Genomic DNA, 15032 nt, shown 5'->3' with positions numbered 1-15032 from the left:
GCTCAGGTCAGCCGGTGCACGGGCACCCGGCGGAAGGTGATCGTCTCGTAGGCGCCGAAGTCGCCGGTCTCGTAGAGCAGACCGACCGTGTGCGGATCGACGCGGACCAGGTCGGAGTAGGCGGCGGGCAGCCCGTCGACGGTGAACGCCGGGCGCCAGGTGGTGCCGCCGTCGGCGGAGGCGCGGATCGTCATCAGGGCGCGGGCGCCGCCGGGGTCGGCGGGGCCGGAGAAGAGCAGCAGGTCGGGGTCGCGGAGCTGGAGGACGGAGGCCTCGCAGACCGGCGCGGTCAGCCCGGCCTGCGGCCGGAAGGGCTTCACGAGGGTCTTCCCGCCGTCCCCGGAGTGGGCGTCGGCGCGGGTGCCGGGCGACGGGGAGTCGTTGCGGGTGTTGAGGTAGACCCGGCCGTCGGGGAGTTCGGCGGCGGTGGTCTCGTTGGCGTTGACGTAGCCGTCGGTGTTCTCGTCCAGGTAGCCGAGGTACCAGGTCTCGCCGCGGTCGTCGCTCAGCAGGCAGTGCCCGCTGTGGTACCTGGCCTCGGCGCCGGTGTCGGTGCCGGTGGGCGGCAGGGTGTGGTTGGCCGGGACGAGGACGCGGCCGGAGGTGAGCTGGAGGGCGTGCCCGGGGGTGGTGGCGTACCAGCGCCAGCCGGGCCGCTTCACCTGCAGGGTGATCTCCCTGGGCCGGGACCATGTCATTGCGTCGTCATCGCTGTGTTGCACCCACACCCGCCGCCCGTCGGCGTCCGCGACCTGGCCGCGCAGGATGGCGGCCTCGGTGGCGGAGGCGGCGGCCCGGATGTGCACCAGCAGGATCCGGCCGGTGTCCAGGACGACGGGGGCGGGGTTGCCGGCGAGGTTCTCGCCATTGCGCGCGGCCACCTGGAGCGGTCCCCAGGTACGGCCGCCGTCCGTGGACCGCTTCAGCACGATGTCGATGTGTCCGTGGTCGGCGGCGGAGTCGACGCGGCCCTCGCAGAAGGCGAGCAGCGTGCCGGACCGGGTGGCGACGACGGCCGGGATACGGAAACTGGCATACCCCTCGCGGCCCGCGCGGAAGGGGACGGTCACGTCGGTCATCCCGTCACCGTCCCCACGTCGGGCGAATTCGGGGTGAACTCCGCGTCACAACTGTCCGTTTGCGGCAGTATGCGGTCGCATGGACGCCGTACGGGTCGCGTTGCTGCGCGAAGTGCTCGCCGGGACCGAGTGGCTGGGGGCCACCCGGAGGTTCGCCGGAGTGCTGCGCGGGTCGGTGGTGGCACACGGGGGCGGGCTGCTGCTGGTCGGCACGCCTCGGTACGAGCCCTGGCACCTGGCCGCGCATCTGGTGGACGAGGCCGCGTGGTCGGGCACGCCCGAGCTGGCGCCGACGCTGGTACGGCATCACGCGCGCCCCTCCGATCCGCCCCACCTGGCCGTCGGCCCGGGCCGGATCGCGGCGGCGCGGCGCGGCGAGACCCTGCTGGTCGTAGCGCCGGAGGAGCCCGCGCCGCTGCTGGAGCGGGTGCACGACGCCCGGCGGGCCGGGGTGACGGTGCTGGCGCTGGGCGCGGGCGGGGGCGAGCTGGCCGCGATGGCGCACGACACGCTGGCCGTGCCGGCGGGGGCGGAGCTGGACCTGGACACCGTCCAGCACCTGGTCAGCGCGGCGGCCGGCGAGAACGGGGGCTCTCCGAGGGTGCGACGGGGTTTCCGGGACAGACTGACCCGCCTGACAGAGGCCCTGACAGCACCCCCGCCGGCCCCTTGGTGAACAGTCCGGTCAACCCGTGATCAGTCGGTGATCAGTCCCCGTCGGTCTTGCCGCCGGACGGCGCGTCGTGCCAGCGCGGGTCGTTCTCCCACTGGAGGTTGCGCTCGGCGGCGGTCTCCATCGCGTGCTGGGCCTCCTCTCGGGAGGCGTACGGCCCGAAGCGGTCCTTGCCCGGGCAGTCCGGGCCTTCCTCGACCTTCTTGTGCTCCAGGCAGTAGTACCACTCCCCCGGCTTGCCGGCGGTGCGCTTCTTGAACAGGGCCATGAACAGCTCCTCTCGCCACCGACATGTTCCCCCATGTCCGCTGGTTAGACTCGCTGGCATGTCTGGCCAGTCGCTGCTCGTACCAGGGGAGCTGTCTCCCACCCGTTCGGTCCCCGGAAACATCCGCCGCCCCGAGTACGTCGGCAAGCCCGCGCCGACGCCCTACACCGGGCCGGAGGTGCAGACCCCCGAGACCATCGAGGCGATGCGGATCGCCGGCCGTATCGCCGCGCAGGCGATGGCGGAGGCCGCGAAGATCATCGCGCCCGGGGTCACCACGGACCAGCTGGACAAGGTCGCCCACGACTACATGTGCGACCACGGGGCGTACCCGTCCACGCTCGGCTACCGCGGCTTCCCGAAATCGCTGTGCACGTCGGTCAACGAGGTCATCTGCCACGGCATCCCGGACTCGACGGTCCTCAGGGACGGCGACATCGTCAACCTGGACGTGACCGCGTACATCGGCGGGGTGCACGGCGACAACAACGCCACCTACCTGGTCGGCGAGGTGGACGAGGAGTCCCGGCTGCTGGTGGAGCGCACCCGTGAGGCGCTCGACCGGGCGATCAAGGCCGTGAAGCCGGGCCGGCAGATCAACGTCATCGGCCGGGTCATCGAGTCGTACGCCAAGCGCTTCGGCTACGGCGTCGTCCGGGACTTCACCGGGCACGGCATCAGCACCTCGTTCCACTCCGGGCTGATCATCCCGCACTACGACAGCCCGCACGCCACGACGGTGATGCAGCCGGGGATGACGTTCACGATCGAGCCGATGCTGACGCTCGGCACCCACGACTACGACATGTGGGACGACGGCTGGACGGTCGTGACGAAGGACCGCAAGCGGACCGCGCAGTTCGAGCACACCCTGGTGGTCACGGACACCGGCGCGGAGATCCTCACCCTGCCCTGACGCACCGCCCCGGCCGCCGCCCGGCCCGCTCCCTGACGGGGGCGGGCTTTCTCTTGTAGAGTTTTACCGACAGGCTGTCGGCAAAGGATGTGCCCATGGACCCCCACTCGTCGCACTCCTTCTCGTCCCTCATCCGGAGCGCCTCGCACGAGCAGCACGCAGAGGCCGAGACCTCGACGTTCATGAGCGACCTGCTCGGCGGCCGGCTCGGAGTCGCGGCCTACGCGCGGTACACCGAGCAGCTGTGGTTCGTCTACGAAGCACTGGAGAGCTCGGCCGAGCGGCTGGCGGCGGACCCGGTGGCCGGGCCGTTCATCCGGCCGGAACTGTTCCGACTGCCCGCGCTGGAGCGGGACCTGGCGCATCTGCGGGGACCCGGCCGGCGGGCGGCCCTGAGCGCGCTGCCCGCCACCAGGGCGTACGCGGACCGGGTGCGGGAGTGCGCCGAGCGCTGGCCCGGCGGTTACGTCGCCCACCACTACACCCGCTACCTCGGCGACCTCTCCGGCGGGCAGATCATCCGGGACAAGGCGGAGCGGACGTGGGGCTTCGCCAAGAAGGGGGACGGGGTCCGGTTCTACGTCTTCGACGCGATCCCCAACCCGGCCGCGTTCAAGCGGGGTTACCGGCAGCTGCTGGACCGGATAGGGGTGGACGACCTGGAGAAGCAGCGGGTCGTCGCGGAGTGCAAGCGGGCCTTCGCGCTGAACACGGCGGTCTTCCGGGCCCTCGGCGAGGAGTTCCCACTGTCCGCCTGAGCCCGGAAGACCGGGCCCCCCGCCGCCTGTGCGGGGGGAGACCCGGTTCGCATCAGCGCAGGTAGGTGCTGCAGTGGGCGCCGGACCAGGAGATGTGGTTCTCCAGCGAGCTCAGTTCGCCGGCGTACGGGCTGCAGACGGCCTCGCGGTCGTCCCCGGTGTCGTGGGCGGACGCGCCGGCCGTCGTCGCGCCGGTGGCGGCGAGGGCGGCGGCGAGGACCGTCGCTGCCAGGACTGATCTGATGCGCATGGTGCTCCTCTCGGGGAGGCGGAGTGGTCACGCCCAGAGGTCCCCGTTCGCCTTCGCACGCACACGCGGATCCACCCGAACGGGGGCGCGGACGCGTCAGCGCTCCAGGTGGACCCGGCCGCCGACCTCGACCCACCCGTGCGGCTGGGGCGCGGTGAGGATCTGCGAGCCCCGGCCCTGGACGATGTTGAGGGCCCGGCCCAGCCGGTCGGTGAGGAGCAGGGCGGCCGCGCCCGAGGCCTCGTCCTCCTCGATGCCCCCGGTGCGAACACCGGCTCCACCGGAGCGGATGTCGCCGCGCTCATCGACGCGGCCGGTGAAGGCGCGGGCCCGCACCCGCCCGGCGGCCTCGTCCTCCCAGGCCCAGGCGTACAGCCTCCCCAGGACTTCGTCCGGGGGGACACCCATCTCGCTTCGCTCACCCGGCGGCGGCACGTCGAGGGCGTCCACCTCGGCGGCGCTCGCGTACTGGCGCAGGGTGCGCGGCGGCACCCACTCGGCGCGGGCCTCGATCCAGCTGAACTCGCCGTCCAGCCGGGTCCCGACGACCCCGGCGGGGGTGACCAGTTCGGGTACGTCGAGCAGCCAGGCCGTGCCCACGCAGGCGTGACCGGCGAAGGGCAGGCGCAGGGCGGGGGTGTAGATGTCGATCACTCCGCGCTCGGGGTCGTCCACGAACACGGTCTCGCTATAGCCGAGTTTGGCCGCCAGCTCCTGCCGGTCGCTCCGCTCGGGCAGCACCGAGCCGTCGCGGACGACGCCCAGCTCGTTGCCGTAGCCGCCGTTCGGCCCGCAGAAGACGCGGAGTACGTCGTAGTCAGTCACCGGGGAATTGAAACATCGCGGCCTGAGCGACCGCTTCCCAGGCGGGGACACCGCCGGGCAGGGGCCAGGACCGGGTGCGGGCCTCCTCGTACGGCAGGCCGGAGACGGTGTCGGCGTAGGCCCGCGCCTGCGTCTCGCGCTGCTCGGCGCCCGCAGCGGCCGACCGCACCCGATGGGCTTCGGTCGCCTCGCGGACCTCCCGCCGCCAGTCCTCCTCGTCCGGCACCCGGGCGAGCACCACGCACGGCGGAGTGCGCCCCTCCGCGACCGCCGCGACGGCCCTGTCGTGCCCGTCGAGCAGCAGCCAGCCGTCGAGGGCGGTGACCCACCAGAGCAGCACCGGCGCGAGGGTGCCGTCGCGGGCGTGTTTGCGGTAGGCCCGCACCCGGGGCGCGTCCTCGGCAGAGAGCGGACGCAGGGGCACGACTCCGTGCCAGCCGTCTCCGGACCAGTCGAGGTGGCAGTGGGGCCACGGGCGGACGAAGTCGGCGGCGTGCCAGACGTACGGGGGGAACACCGTGCGCATCCGCAGATGCCAACGGGAGTCGTGCAAGGGGCCGTGGTGCGTCTCCTCCAGCCACCGGGCGCAGGCGTGCACCCAGTTGCCCGGGTCGCGCATCAGCGCGGAGCGCATCGGCGGGAGGGGCGGGCGGTAGCCGGCGTACCGGCTGACGTACACGCCCTGGTTCGCCTCCTCCACCCGGGCCAGCAGCAGCACCCGCTCGTCCTGCCGCAGCAGCATGCGGCCGCCGCCGGCCGTCTCGAAGCGCAACGGCGGCGGCCCCGGCCGGTTGCGTACCTCCAGCACCAGGCCGCCGGGCCCCAGCAGTTCTCTGCGCGCGCTCCCCATGGCCGCCACCCTGCCACCGCTTGGCGTCGCCTTTGCCGTTTGTTGCCGTCTCTTTTGAGACATCGCGATCAAGCCGTGTCTGTGATCTTTCTGTGAGAGCTGAATCACGACCCCGACGGATATGGGTGAGGTTAGCCTCATGTAAGTTAGGGCAGCCTCACCAGACCAGATCCGCTTGGAGCCTGCATGCGCGCCGTCCGACTGACCGTCACCGCCGCCGCCACCGCGGCGGCTCTGACCGCCCTCTCGGCCTGCACCGCGAAAAGCGATGCCAAGGACGCTGACGCCATCCAGGTCACGGCCGCCGACTCCAAGTGCGAGACCTCCAGCACGTCCGCACCGGCCGGCCAGGTCACGCTGAAGATCGAGAACAAGGGCTCGAAGGCCACCGAGGTCGAGATCCTGTTCCCGGACGACCGGATCGTCTCCGAGAAGGAGAACATCGGCCCCGGCACCAAGTACACGCTCACCGCCGAGGTGAAGGCCGGCTCGTACGAGATCGCCTGCCGGCCCGGCATGAAGGGCCACGGCGTCCGGCAGAAGCTCACCGTGACCGGCGGCGCCGGCACCGCCAAGCGCGACCCGAAGCTGGACACGGCCGTCGCCCAGTACCGCATGTACGCCCAGGACCAGGCCGACGAGACCCTGCCGAAGGCCGAGGCCTTCGTGAAGGCGGTCAAGGCCGGCGACCTGGACGCCGCGAAGAAGGCCTACGGCCTCTCCCGCCTCGGCTGGGAGCGCACCGAGCCGGTCGCCGAGTCCTTCGGTGACATCGACCCGAAGGTCGACGTCCGCGAGGACGGCCTGGAGGCCGGCCAGAAGTGGACCGGCTGGCACCGGCTGGAGAAGGCGCTCTGGCAGGACAAGAAGATCGGCGCTGAGGAGAAGGCCCTCGCCGACCAGCTGCTGACGGACCTCAAGGACTGGCAGGGCCGGGTCGGCAAGGCGGAGATCACCCCGACCTCCATGGCCAACGGCGCCAAGGAGCTGCTGGACGAGGTCGCCACCGGCAAGGTCACCGGCGAGGAGGACCGCTACGCCCACACCGACCTGGTCGACTTCAAGGGCAACGTCGAGGGCGCCCAGAAGGCTTACGAGCTGCTGAAGCCGGTCGCCGCGAAGAACGACCCGGCGCTGGCCAAGGAACTGGACAAGCAGTTCGCGGCGCTCGACACGCTGCTCGACCAGTACCGCTCGGACAAGACCTCGTACGACTTCGTCTCCTACGACAAGGTCACCAAGGACCAGCGCAAGGAGCTGTCGGACGCGGTGAACGCGCTCGCCGAGCCGCTGTCCAAGCTCGCCGCCGCGGTCGTGAAGTAAGCAAGGGGGACAGGGCGATGACCGAGACCCAGGAGACTCAGGCCACTCCGTCGCGTCGTGCGCTGATCGGCTGGGGCGGTGCCGGGCTCGCGCTCGGGGCCGCCGCGGCCGGCGGGGCCGTGGCGATGGCCAAGACGGGCAACGACATGGACCCGGCCGCCGCCGAGACCGGTGGCGCGGTGGAGTTCCACGGCGCCCACCAGGCCGGCATCGCCACCCCGGTGCAGGACCGGCTGCACTTCGCCGCGTTCGACGTGAAGACCGAGGACCGCGACGAGTTCGTGCAGATGCTCAAGGACTGGACCGAGGCGGCCCGGCGGATGACCGCGGGCAAGGCGGTCGGCGAGGGCGCCTACGGCGGGCTCGCCGAGGCCCCGCCGGACGACACCGGCGAGGCGCTCGGGCTCAAGCCGTCCCGGCTGACCCTGACCATCGGGTTCGGTCCGTCGCTGTTCGGCAAGTTCGGGCTCGCGGACCGGCGGCCCGAGGCCCTGGTCGACCTGCCCAAGTTCCCCGGCGACAACCTGGACAGGTCCCGCACCGGCGGCGACCTGTGCGTCCAGGCCTGCGCCGACGACCCGCAGGTCGCCGTGCACGCCATCCGTAACCTCGCCCGCATCGGCTTCGGCAAGGTCGCCATCCGCTGGTCCCAGCTCGGCTTCGGCAAGACCTCCTCCACCACCCCGGACGCGCAGACCCCGCGCAACCTGATGGGCTTCAAGGACGGCACCCGCAACATCGCGGGCACCGAGACCGACCGGCTGAAGAAGTTCGTGTGGGTCGGCGGCGAGGACGGACCGGACTGGATGACCGGCGGGTCGTACCTGGTCGCCCGGCGCATCCGGATGAACATCGAGACCTGGGACCGCACCTCCCTGCAGGAGCAGGAGGACGTGTTCGGCCGGGACAAGCGCGAGGGCGCCCCGGTCGGCAAGGCCAAGGAGCACGACGAGCCGTTCCTGAAGGCGATGAAGCCGGACGCGCACGTGCGGCTCGCGCACCCCGACTCCAACAACGGGATCACCATCCTGCGCCGGGGCTACTCCTTCACCGACGGCACCGACGGTCTCGGCCGGCTGGACGCGGGCCTGTTCTTCCTCGCCTACCAGCGGGACGTGCGCAAGGGGTTCATCCCGCTGCAGCGCAACCTCGCCGCGCACGACGCGCTCAACGAGTACATCCAGCACGTGGGTTCGGCGGTCTTCGCGGTCCCGCCCGGCGTCCGGGACTCCGGCGACTGGTGGGGGCGCACGCTGTTCTCGAAGGAGGCGTAGGCCCGTGTTCTCCAACTACCTGATCGGTCTGCGCGAGGGTCTGGAGGCGTCGCTCGTCGTCTGCATCCTGATCGCCTACCTGGTCAAGACCGGCCGCAAGGACGCCCTGCGGCCGATCTGGATCGGCATCGGCATCGCGATCGCCATCGCCATGGGCTTCGGCTGCGCCCTGGAGTTCGGCTCGCAGGAGCTGACCTTCCAGGCGCAGGAGGCCCTCGGCGGCTCCCTGTCGATCGTCGCCGTGGGCCTGGTGACCTGGATGGTGTTCTGGATGCGGCGCACCGCCCGGCACCTGAAGTCGGAGCTGCACGGCAAGCTGGACGCGGCCCTCGCGCTCGGCACGGGCGCGCTGGTCGCCACCGCGTTCCTCGCGGTCGGCCGGGAGGGCCTGGAGACCGCGCTGTTCGTGTGGGCGTCGGTGCACGCGGCCTCCGACGGCACCCCGCGCCCGCTGGTCGGAGTCGCCCTCGGCCTCGCCACGGCGGTGCTCCTGGGCTGGCTGTTCTACCGGGGCGCCCTGAAGATCAACCTGGCCAAGTTCTTCACCTGGACCGGCGGCATGCTGGTCGTGGTCGCGGCGGGCGTGCTCGCGTACGGCTTCCACGACCTGCAGGAGGCCGACTGGGTCCCGGGCATCAACCACCTGGCCTTCGACATCAGCGGCGCCATCCCGCCGGACAGCTGGTACGGCACCCTGCTGAAGGGCGTCTTCAACTTCCAGCCTGACCCGACGGTCGTTCAGATCACGGTGTGGGCGCTGTACCTGGTCCCGGTGCTCGCGCTGTTCCTCTCCCCGGTAGGGTTCGCCTCCGGAAAGGGGAAGGTGAAGGAGCCCGATGACCAGCGAACGCAGCCGTCGACGGCTTCGCAGGCGTGACCGGAACGCACTCATAGCGGCCTCGCTGACCGCTTTGTCGCTGACCGCGAGCGGATGCGTGGTGGTGCACGGGGAGCGTGTCGTGCTCCCCGCGAGCACCCGCGCCGAGGCCGCCAAGGCGCTCGCGGCGTTCACGACCGCGTACAACAAGGCCGACAAGGCCTACGACAGCTCCCTGGACGCGCCCTATGTCACCGGCGCCGTCGCCGACATCGACTCCGCCCGGCTGGAGGCCGGGCACGTCAACAACCCGTCGGGGAACCGGGCCCACACCCCGCTGACGCTGACGGACGTGAAGTACACGATCCCGAAGAAGGCCGGCTGGCCGCGCTGGTTCGTCGCCGACGGCCAGGGCAACAAGGGCGGGAACTTCCGCTGGGTGCTGGTGTTCACCCGCAACGACCTCGGCGAGCGGTGGCAGGTGAGCTATCTGACGCTGATGGCGCCCGGCACCGTACCGGAGTTCAAGAAGGACGCGGACGGCTGGGCCGAGGCCGTGCCGGCCGACACCGCGCAACTGGCCGTCCGGCCCGACGAGCTGAGCAAGACGTACGCCGCCTATCTCAAGAGCGGCGGGCAGACCTTCGCGGACGGCCGCGACACCAGCGGGCTGCGCGCGGACCGCAGGAAAGCGGCCAAGAAGCCGGGCCTGGTCCGGCAGTTCATCGACGAACCCCTCACCCACGGCGACTACGCGCCGCTCGCGCTGCGCACGGCGGACGGCGGGGCACTGGTGTTCTTCACCACACACCACTACGAGAAGCAGACCGCCTACACCGGCGGCACGGTGTCGGTCCCGAACAAGGACGTGCAGGCCCTGGTCAAGGGCGAGGTGAAGCAGTCCCTGACGCTGGAGTCGATCGCCAACGAGGCGGTGCTCGACCCGGCCGGCAGCGGCCCGGTGCGGATGCTGGGGCGCGTGCAGGGCCTGACGGCCGCGCAGGGCGAGTAGCCGGCCGGCCCGTCAGTGGTGCAGGGGCCAGGCCGCGCCCTGGGGGCCGGCCTCGGTCCCCACGTGCCGGGCGCAGGCGTCGGTGAGCGCCTCCAGCAGGCTGAGCGGGTCGGGCAGCGCATGCTCCGGGCCGCGCAGCCAGCGCACCTGCTGGCCCGCGTCGCCGGGCAGCCGGGCGGGCGGTACGAGGACGTAGGAGCCCCGGCAGTGCCAGCGCAGGCCGGGGTGCTCGTCCATCGTCTCCGGGTGGCAGTCCAGCTCGCACGGCCACCACTCGTCCTCGTCCTCGGGGGTGCCCCGGGTGAGGGTGAAGAACAGCATGCGGCCGTCGTCGCTCTCGGCGACCGGTCCGACCTCGACGCCGGAGCCGAGCAGCCGCTCCATGGCCTCCCGGCCGGCCTCCAGGGGCACGTCCAGCACGTCGTGGACCATGCCGGTGGCGGTGATGAAGTTCGCCTGCGGCTGGTGCCGGGCCCAGCGCTCGATCTGGGCGTGGTCGGTGGTGGACTGCGTCTGCCAGGCGAACGACACCGGGTGCCGGGCCGGGGTGGGACAGCCCACGCGGTCGCAGGAACAGCGGTAGCCGTCGGTGGGGTGCGCGGCGGGGGCGAGGGGCAGTCCCGCCGCGGCGGCGGCGAGCAGCAGGGCCTCACGGCCGCCTTCGTCGGCGGCCTCCTTCGGGCGGCGTCCGAGCAGCCACTGGGAGAGTTTGCCCTGCCGGCCGGTCCGGCCGCCGAACGTCGCGCTCATCTATCCCCTCGCCTCGCTGTTGTGCGGACAGCATGCCCTATCGTCCCATCTTCACGTGCTTCGGGGGTCTGAAAACCGGCGGGACGGGGGGCGGGCGGGGGTCAACGGGGCGCGATTCCGTGCAGGGCGTACTCGACGAGGGTGTCCGTGTACGCGTACGAGATCGGCCCGGTCCGTTGCAGCCAGCGTTGCGCGAGCGGCGAGACGAACAGTTCCAGGGCGATCCGGGGATCGACGTCGTGCCGTACCTGCCCGGCGTCCTGCGCTGAGCGCAGGCGGGCCACGTACAGCTGGAGCTGCGGTTCGAGGAGGGTGCTCACGAACTCGCGGCCGAGCTGCTCGTTGACGAGGCCTTCCGCGGCCAGCGCCCGGGAGGGCACTGCGAAGCGCGGGTCGAGCAGTTGGTCCACCGTGATCCGCAGCACGGCCTTGAGGTCGGCGGCGAGGTCACCGGTGTCCGGGATGACGTACGACTCCTGGCCCGCCTCCTGGGCCGCCTGCCTGGACAGGTCGAGGAACGCCTCCAGCAGGACGTCCGCCTTGGAGGACCACCAGCGGTAGATCGTCTGCTTGCCGACCCCGGCGCGGGCGGCGATCCCTTCGACGGTGGTCCTCGGGTAGCCCACCTCCCCCACCAGGGCGAGGGCGGCGGCGTAGATCGCTCTGCGGGACTTCTCGCTGCGGCGGGTGGCGTCGGGGGCGGGCTTGTCGACCATGGGGTCGAAAGTAACAAGCCACGGCCGTGGGCTACGAGGCGGAGTCGTACGGTGGCCAGGCGTCACCCCAGTCGGCGTCCCGGGCCGCCTTGTACAGGTCGCCGTGGCGCTTGGTGACCGTGGTGCGGCGCAGCCGCTCCTCGGCCTCGCACAGGTCGAGCAGCACCTGGCCCTTGCGGATCTGCGGGCGGCGGACCACCCGGGCGGCGGCGGGTTCGGCGGGCAGCCGGGTCGCGGCGACGTAGCTGAACTTCTCGTCCTCGTACGCCAGCGAGCCGCCCTTGACCTGCCGGTGCAGGGAGGAGCGGCCGACCCGGGCGGAGAAGTGGCACCAGTCCGTGCCCGGCGCGATGGGGCAGGCGGCGCTGTGCGGGCAGGGGGCGGCGACGCGGAAGCCGGCCCGGATCAGCCGGTCGCGGGCCTCGATGATCCGCCGGTAGCCGGCCGGGGTGCCGGCCTCGACGATCACGACGGTCCGCGCGGCGCCGGCGGCGGCGTCGACGAGGGCGGCGCGGTCGGGTTCGGCGAGTTCGTTGAGGACGTACGACACCGTGACCAGGTCGGTGTCGTCGAGTGTGAGGTCCGCGCCGATCCGGGCGCGCTGCCAGCGGGCGTCCGTCAGGTCCGGGTGGGCGGCGGCGAGCTGCCGGCCGAGGGTGAGCGCGGGCTCCGCCCAGTCCAGCACGGTGACGCTGCGCTCGCCGGGCCAGGTTTCCGCCACGGCCCAGGTGGCGGCGCCGGTGCCGCCGCCGATGTCGACGTGACTTCCCGGGGTCCAGTCGGGGGCGGTCTCCGCGAACGCCTCCAGCGCGGAGCGGACCGCTTCGAAGGTGGCCGGCATGCGGTAGGCGGCGTACGCGGCGACGTCGGCGCGGTCGCGGAGGATCGGGGCGTGGGTGGGGGTGTCGCCGCGGTAGTGGGTGATCAGGCGGTCCACGGCGGCGGTCACCTCCGTGGGGGGCAGACCGTCCAGCAGCTCGGCCAGTGCGGTGCGGAGGGGGTCGTTCACCCGGCGATTCTATGGCGCCCGGCGCCGGTGCCGGACGGCTGGGAGGGGGTCGGCGCCGGGGGGTCAGATCACTGCCTTGGCCAGGTGTGTCGCCAGGGTCGCTCTGGGGACGTTGTCCGGGTGGCGGCGTCTGGGGTGGACCGTGTTGGCCAGGAGGATCAGGAAGGTGTCCGTGGCCGGGTCGAGGATCAGGGACGTGCCGGTGAAGCCGGTGTGGCCCGCCGCGCCGCGGCCCGCCAGCTCGCCCATGAACCACGGCTGGTCCAGGACGAAGCCCAGCCCGGGCGGGGTGAACAGCAGCTCCACGAAGTCGGGGCCGAGGATGCGCGCGGGACCGTAGGAGCCGCCGGCCAGCAGGGTGCGGCAGAAGACGGCCAGGTCGGGCCCGGTGGAGAACAGGCCGGCGTGGCCCGCGACCCCGCCGAGCGCCCAGGCGTTCTCGTCGTGGACCACGCCCCGCAGCATCCCCCGGTCGGCCTTCGCCCACGGCCGCCGCTGGTCCTCGGTGGCCGCGGCACCGGGGCAGGGCCCGAACGCGGTGGCGGTCATGCCGAGCGGGCGGGTGATGCCGTCCCGGACGAGGACGTCGAGGGTGCGGCCGGTGATGCGCTCCAGGACGAACTGGAGCAGCAGCATGTTGAGGTCCGAGTAGAGGCGGTGGCCCGGCTCTGCGGACGGGGCCTCGGCGCGCAGCAGGTCCAGGCGGGTGGCGTCGTCGGGGCAGTCGTACAGGGGCAGCTCGGGGCGCAGCCCGGAGGTGTGGGTGAGCAGCTGCCGTACCGTGATGCCGTGCGCGGCGGCGGCGTGGAAGTCGGGCAGGTAGTCGCCGACCCGGGCGTCCATGCCGAGGGTGCCGCGCTCGATCTGCTGCACGGCGGCGACGGACGTGAACAGCTTGGTGAGGGAGGCCAGGTCGAAGGTGGTGCCGAGGGTGGCCGGGACCCGGGCGGCGGGCGGCAGTTCGACGCCGGTGCCGGTCTCGGGGTCGTAGGAGGCGTAGCGCACCGCCCAGCCGGCGGCCTCGGCGACGGCGATCACGGGCCCGCGGCCGGCCAGCACGACGGCTCCGGCCGCCCAGGGGCGTTCGCCGACGGTGAGGGCGTGCACCTCCTCGACCAGATGCCCGAGCGCGACGGGGTCGAGCCCGGCCCGTTCCGGTGTGCCGGTGCGCAGTCTCGGTGCGCTCAGCTCTCGTCTCCCTCCGCCCCGGCACGGGTGGTCTCCCGTGCCGTCCAGGGACGGCACAGTCCCACGAAGCAGGCCGCCGCGACCAGTGCCCCCGCCAGCTGGACGACGGCCATCGGGACGGCGGTGCGCTCCCCGGCGACGCCGACGAGCGGGGACGCGATCGCGCCGACGAGGAAGGAGGAGGTGCCGAGCAGCGCGGAGGCGGAGCCGGCGGCGTGCCGGGTGCGCAGCAGGGCGAGGGACTGGGCGTTGGGCAGGGTGACGCCCATGGCGGACATCAGGACGAACAGGGCGGCGGCGACGGGTACGAGCCCGGTGTCGCCGAGGGCGCCCGTGGCCATCAGCAGCAGGGCGGTCGCGGCGAGCACGATCACGGTCAGTCCGGCGGCGAGCACCTTGTCTAGGCTGACCCGGCCGACCAGCACCTTGCCGTTGAGCTGGCCGGCGGCCACCAGGCCGACGGAGTTGAGGCCGAACAGCAGGCTGAAGGTCTGCGGGGAGGCGCCGTAGATCTCCTGGATCACGAACGGGGAGGCGCTGACGTAGGCGAACAGCGCGGCGAAGGCGAACCCGCCGGCGAGCATGTAGCCGGTGAAGGGCCGGTCGGTGAGGAGGCCGCGCATCGCGCGCAGGGCCTCGCCCACTCCTCCGCGGTGCCGTTCGGCGGGCGGCAGGGTCTCGGGCAGCCGGGCCCAGACCAGGGCGGCGAGCAGCACGCCGACCGCCGTGAGGACCACGAAGACGCCCCGCCAGTCCGTCACCCGGAGGATCTGCCCGCCGACGAGCGGCGCGACGATGGGCGCGGCGCCGGATATCAGCATCAGCGTGGAGAAGAAGCGGGCCATGGCGACCCCGTCGTACAGGTCGCGGACGACGGCCCGGGCGATGACCACCCCGGCCGCGCCGGCGAGGCCCTGCACCAGCCGGAAGGCGATCAGCGTCTCGACGGTGGGCGCGAGGGCGCACAGGGCGGTGGCGACGAGGTAGACGGCGAGTCCGGTGAGCAGCGGGCGGCGCCGGCCCCAGCGGTCGCTCATGGGGCCCACGACCAGCTGGCCGAGCGCGAGTCCGGCCATGCAGGCGGTGAGGGTGAGCTGGACGGTGACGGCGGGGGCGTGCAGGGAGCGGGTGACCTCCGGCAGGGACGGGAGGTACATGTCCATGGCGAGCGGGGTCGTCGCGGTGAGGCCGCCCAGCAGGAAGGTGACGAGCGGGCCGGTGCGGCGCGGGGCGCGGGCCGGTGCCGGTGCGGAGGGGGACGGGTGGCCCTGTTCCGGTGTCGGTGCCGCCGCATGCTCCGGCATGTGCCCTCCCTGCTGCTCTT

The 15032-nt window shown here is 72.6% G+C and carries 17 protein-coding genes; 7 read left to right on the top strand and 10 right to left on the bottom strand.

Features of this window, described 5'->3' with window-relative positions; all coding sequences use genetic code 11:
* Positions 1-2: 2 nt before the first annotated feature.
* Positions 3-1079 (bottom strand): exo-alpha-sialidase, encoded by a 1077-nt coding sequence (locus ACIP4Y_RS04005; protein ID WP_401387389.1) that lies wholly within the window; start codon positions 1077-1079, stop codon positions 3-5.
* Positions 1080-1158: 79 nt separating this feature from the next.
* On the opposite strand from ACIP4Y_RS04005, the gene ACIP4Y_RS04000 reads away from it, so the two are divergent.
* Positions 1159-1755 carry a hypothetical protein gene (locus ACIP4Y_RS04000; protein ID WP_401387386.1) on the top strand — a complete coding sequence of 199 codons (597 nt, stop codon included), beginning with the start codon at positions 1159-1161 and terminating at the stop codon, positions 1753-1755.
* A 31-nt stretch (positions 1756-1786) separates the two neighbouring features.
* Here the strand turns inward: ACIP4Y_RS04000 and ACIP4Y_RS03995 are convergent, their stop codons facing one another.
* The gene (locus tag ACIP4Y_RS03995; RefSeq protein WP_358640757.1) at positions 1787-2020 is read right to left on the bottom strand and encodes a hypothetical protein; all 234 of its coding nucleotides are present in this window, start codon (positions 2018-2020) and stop codon (positions 1787-1789) included.
* A 58-nt stretch (positions 2021-2078) separates the two neighbouring features.
* Here ACIP4Y_RS03995 and map point away from each other — a divergent pair, with 58 nt between their 5' ends.
* Positions 2079-2936: a type I methionyl aminopeptidase gene (map, locus tag ACIP4Y_RS03990; RefSeq protein ID WP_358640759.1), complete on the top strand. Its 858-nt coding sequence runs from the start codon at positions 2079-2081 to the stop codon at positions 2934-2936.
* Positions 2937-3031: 95 nt separating this feature from the next.
* Positions 3032-3694, top strand: coding sequence for a heme oxygenase (biliverdin-producing) (locus ACIP4Y_RS03985; RefSeq protein WP_401387382.1), 663 nt, complete (start codon positions 3032-3034; stop codon positions 3692-3694).
* 52 nt (positions 3695-3746) lie between these two features.
* Here the strand turns inward: ACIP4Y_RS03985 and ACIP4Y_RS03980 are convergent, their stop codons facing one another.
* The 3 genes from ACIP4Y_RS03980 to ACIP4Y_RS03970 form a co-directional block, all read right to left on the bottom strand.
* On the bottom strand, positions 3747-3944 hold the full coding sequence (locus tag ACIP4Y_RS03980) for a hypothetical protein (protein ID WP_401387379.1): 198 nt from the start codon (positions 3942-3944) through the stop codon (positions 3747-3749).
* 96 nt (positions 3945-4040) lie between these two features.
* Entirely contained in the window at positions 4041-4769 is a 729-nt protein-coding gene (locus ACIP4Y_RS03975; RefSeq protein ID WP_401387376.1) for a PhzF family phenazine biosynthesis protein, read from the bottom strand.
* Positions 4762-5619 (bottom strand): hypothetical protein, encoded by an 858-nt coding sequence (locus ACIP4Y_RS03970; protein ID WP_401387373.1) that lies wholly within the window; start codon positions 5617-5619, stop codon positions 4762-4764. Before ACIP4Y_RS03970 ends, ACIP4Y_RS03975 begins: the two co-directional genes overlap by 8 nt.
* Before the next feature lie 186 nt (positions 5620-5805).
* Here ACIP4Y_RS03970 and efeO point away from each other — a divergent pair, with 186 nt between their 5' ends.
* From efeO to ACIP4Y_RS03950, 4 genes are read left to right on the top strand one after another with little or no spacing between them, the layout of a single operon-like run.
* Positions 5806-6942 (top strand): iron uptake system protein EfeO, encoded by a 1137-nt coding sequence (gene efeO, locus ACIP4Y_RS03965; RefSeq protein WP_401387370.1) that lies wholly within the window; start codon positions 5806-5808, stop codon positions 6940-6942.
* Positions 6943-6959: 17 nt separating this feature from the next.
* A complete protein-coding gene (efeB, locus tag ACIP4Y_RS03960) occupies positions 6960-8216 on the top strand; it encodes an iron uptake transporter deferrochelatase/peroxidase subunit (RefSeq protein ID WP_358640771.1) in 1257 nt (418 codons plus the stop codon).
* Positions 8217-8220: 4 nt separating this feature from the next.
* Positions 8221-9093, top strand: coding sequence for an iron uptake transporter permease EfeU (gene efeU / locus ACIP4Y_RS03955; protein ID WP_358640773.1), 873 nt, complete (start codon positions 8221-8223; stop codon positions 9091-9093).
* On the top strand, positions 9053-10045 hold the full coding sequence (locus tag ACIP4Y_RS03950) for a hypothetical protein (RefSeq protein ID WP_401387366.1): 993 nt from the start codon (positions 9053-9055) through the stop codon (positions 10043-10045). Before efeU ends, ACIP4Y_RS03950 begins: the two co-directional genes overlap by 41 nt.
* 12 nt (positions 10046-10057) lie before the next feature.
* On the opposite strand, the gene ACIP4Y_RS03945 is transcribed toward ACIP4Y_RS03950, so the two are convergent.
* From ACIP4Y_RS03945 to ACIP4Y_RS03925, 5 genes are all read right to left on the bottom strand, one after another.
* Positions 10058-10795, bottom strand: coding sequence for a bifunctional DNA primase/polymerase (locus ACIP4Y_RS03945; protein ID WP_401387363.1), 738 nt, complete (start codon positions 10793-10795; stop codon positions 10058-10060).
* Positions 10796-10896: 101 nt separating this feature from the next.
* Positions 10897-11511, bottom strand: a complete 615-nt coding sequence (locus ACIP4Y_RS03940; RefSeq protein ID WP_401387360.1) for a TetR/AcrR family transcriptional regulator — start codon at positions 11509-11511, stop codon at positions 10897-10899.
* Positions 11512-11542: 31 nt separating this feature from the next.
* Entirely contained in the window at positions 11543-12520 is a 978-nt protein-coding gene (locus tag ACIP4Y_RS03935) for a small ribosomal subunit Rsm22 family protein (RefSeq protein WP_401387357.1), read from the bottom strand.
* Between the two features lie 63 nt (positions 12521-12583).
* Entirely contained in the window at positions 12584-13765 is a 1182-nt protein-coding gene (locus ACIP4Y_RS03930) for a serine hydrolase domain-containing protein (RefSeq protein ID WP_401387354.1), read from the bottom strand.
* Positions 13705-15012, bottom strand: a complete 1308-nt coding sequence (locus ACIP4Y_RS03925) for a multidrug effflux MFS transporter (protein ID WP_401387351.1) — start codon at positions 15010-15012, stop codon at positions 13705-13707. The genes ACIP4Y_RS03930 and ACIP4Y_RS03925 overlap by 61 nt, the downstream gene beginning before the upstream one ends.
* Positions 15013-15032 lie beyond the last annotated feature (20 nt).

It is taken from the genome of Streptomyces sp. NPDC088810, from assembly GCF_044750305.1.
Taxonomy (GTDB): Bacteria; Actinomycetota; Actinomycetes; order Streptomycetales; family Streptomycetaceae; genus Streptomyces.
Note: the sequence above shows the minus strand (reverse complement) of the source record. Positions and strands in the feature narration are given on the sequence as shown.

What these genes read in the sequence shown, in the direction of transcription:
- ACIP4Y_RS04005 (WP_401387389.1), bottom strand. Translation starts at nt 1,079, where the DNA reads ATGACCGACGTGACCGTCCCCTTCCGCGCGGGCCGCGAGGGGTATGCC.
- ACIP4Y_RS04000 (WP_401387386.1), top strand. Translation starts at nt 1,159, where the DNA reads ATGGACGCCGTACGGGTCGCGTTGCTGCGCGAAGTGCTCGCCGGGACC.
- ACIP4Y_RS03995 (WP_358640757.1), bottom strand. Translation starts at nt 2,020, where the DNA reads ATGGCCCTGTTCAAGAAGCGCACCGCCGGCAAGCCGGGGGAGTGGTAC.
- map (WP_358640759.1), top strand. Translation starts at nt 2,079, where the DNA reads ATGTCTGGCCAGTCGCTGCTCGTACCAGGGGAGCTGTCTCCCACCCGT.
- ACIP4Y_RS03985 (WP_401387382.1), top strand. Translation starts at nt 3,032, where the DNA reads ATGGACCCCCACTCGTCGCACTCCTTCTCGTCCCTCATCCGGAGCGCC.
- ACIP4Y_RS03980 (WP_401387379.1), bottom strand. Translation starts at nt 3,944, where the DNA reads ATGCGCATCAGATCAGTCCTGGCAGCGACGGTCCTCGCCGCCGCCCTC.
- ACIP4Y_RS03970 (WP_401387373.1), bottom strand. Translation starts at nt 5,619, where the DNA reads ATGGGGAGCGCGCGCAGAGAACTGCTGGGGCCCGGCGGCCTGGTGCTG.
- efeO (WP_401387370.1), top strand. Translation starts at nt 5,806, where the DNA reads ATGCGCGCCGTCCGACTGACCGTCACCGCCGCCGCCACCGCGGCGGCT.
- efeB (WP_358640771.1), top strand. Translation starts at nt 6,960, where the DNA reads ATGACCGAGACCCAGGAGACTCAGGCCACTCCGTCGCGTCGTGCGCTG.
- ACIP4Y_RS03950 (WP_401387366.1), top strand. Translation starts at nt 9,053, where the DNA reads ATGACCAGCGAACGCAGCCGTCGACGGCTTCGCAGGCGTGACCGGAAC.
- ACIP4Y_RS03945 (WP_401387363.1), bottom strand. Translation starts at nt 10,795, where the DNA reads ATGAGCGCGACGTTCGGCGGCCGGACCGGCCGGCAGGGCAAACTCTCC.
- ACIP4Y_RS03940 (WP_401387360.1), bottom strand. Translation starts at nt 11,511, where the DNA reads ATGGTCGACAAGCCCGCCCCCGACGCCACCCGCCGCAGCGAGAAGTCC.
- ACIP4Y_RS03925 (WP_401387351.1), bottom strand. Translation starts at nt 15,012, where the DNA reads ATGCCGGAGCATGCGGCGGCACCGACACCGGAACAGGGCCACCCGTCC.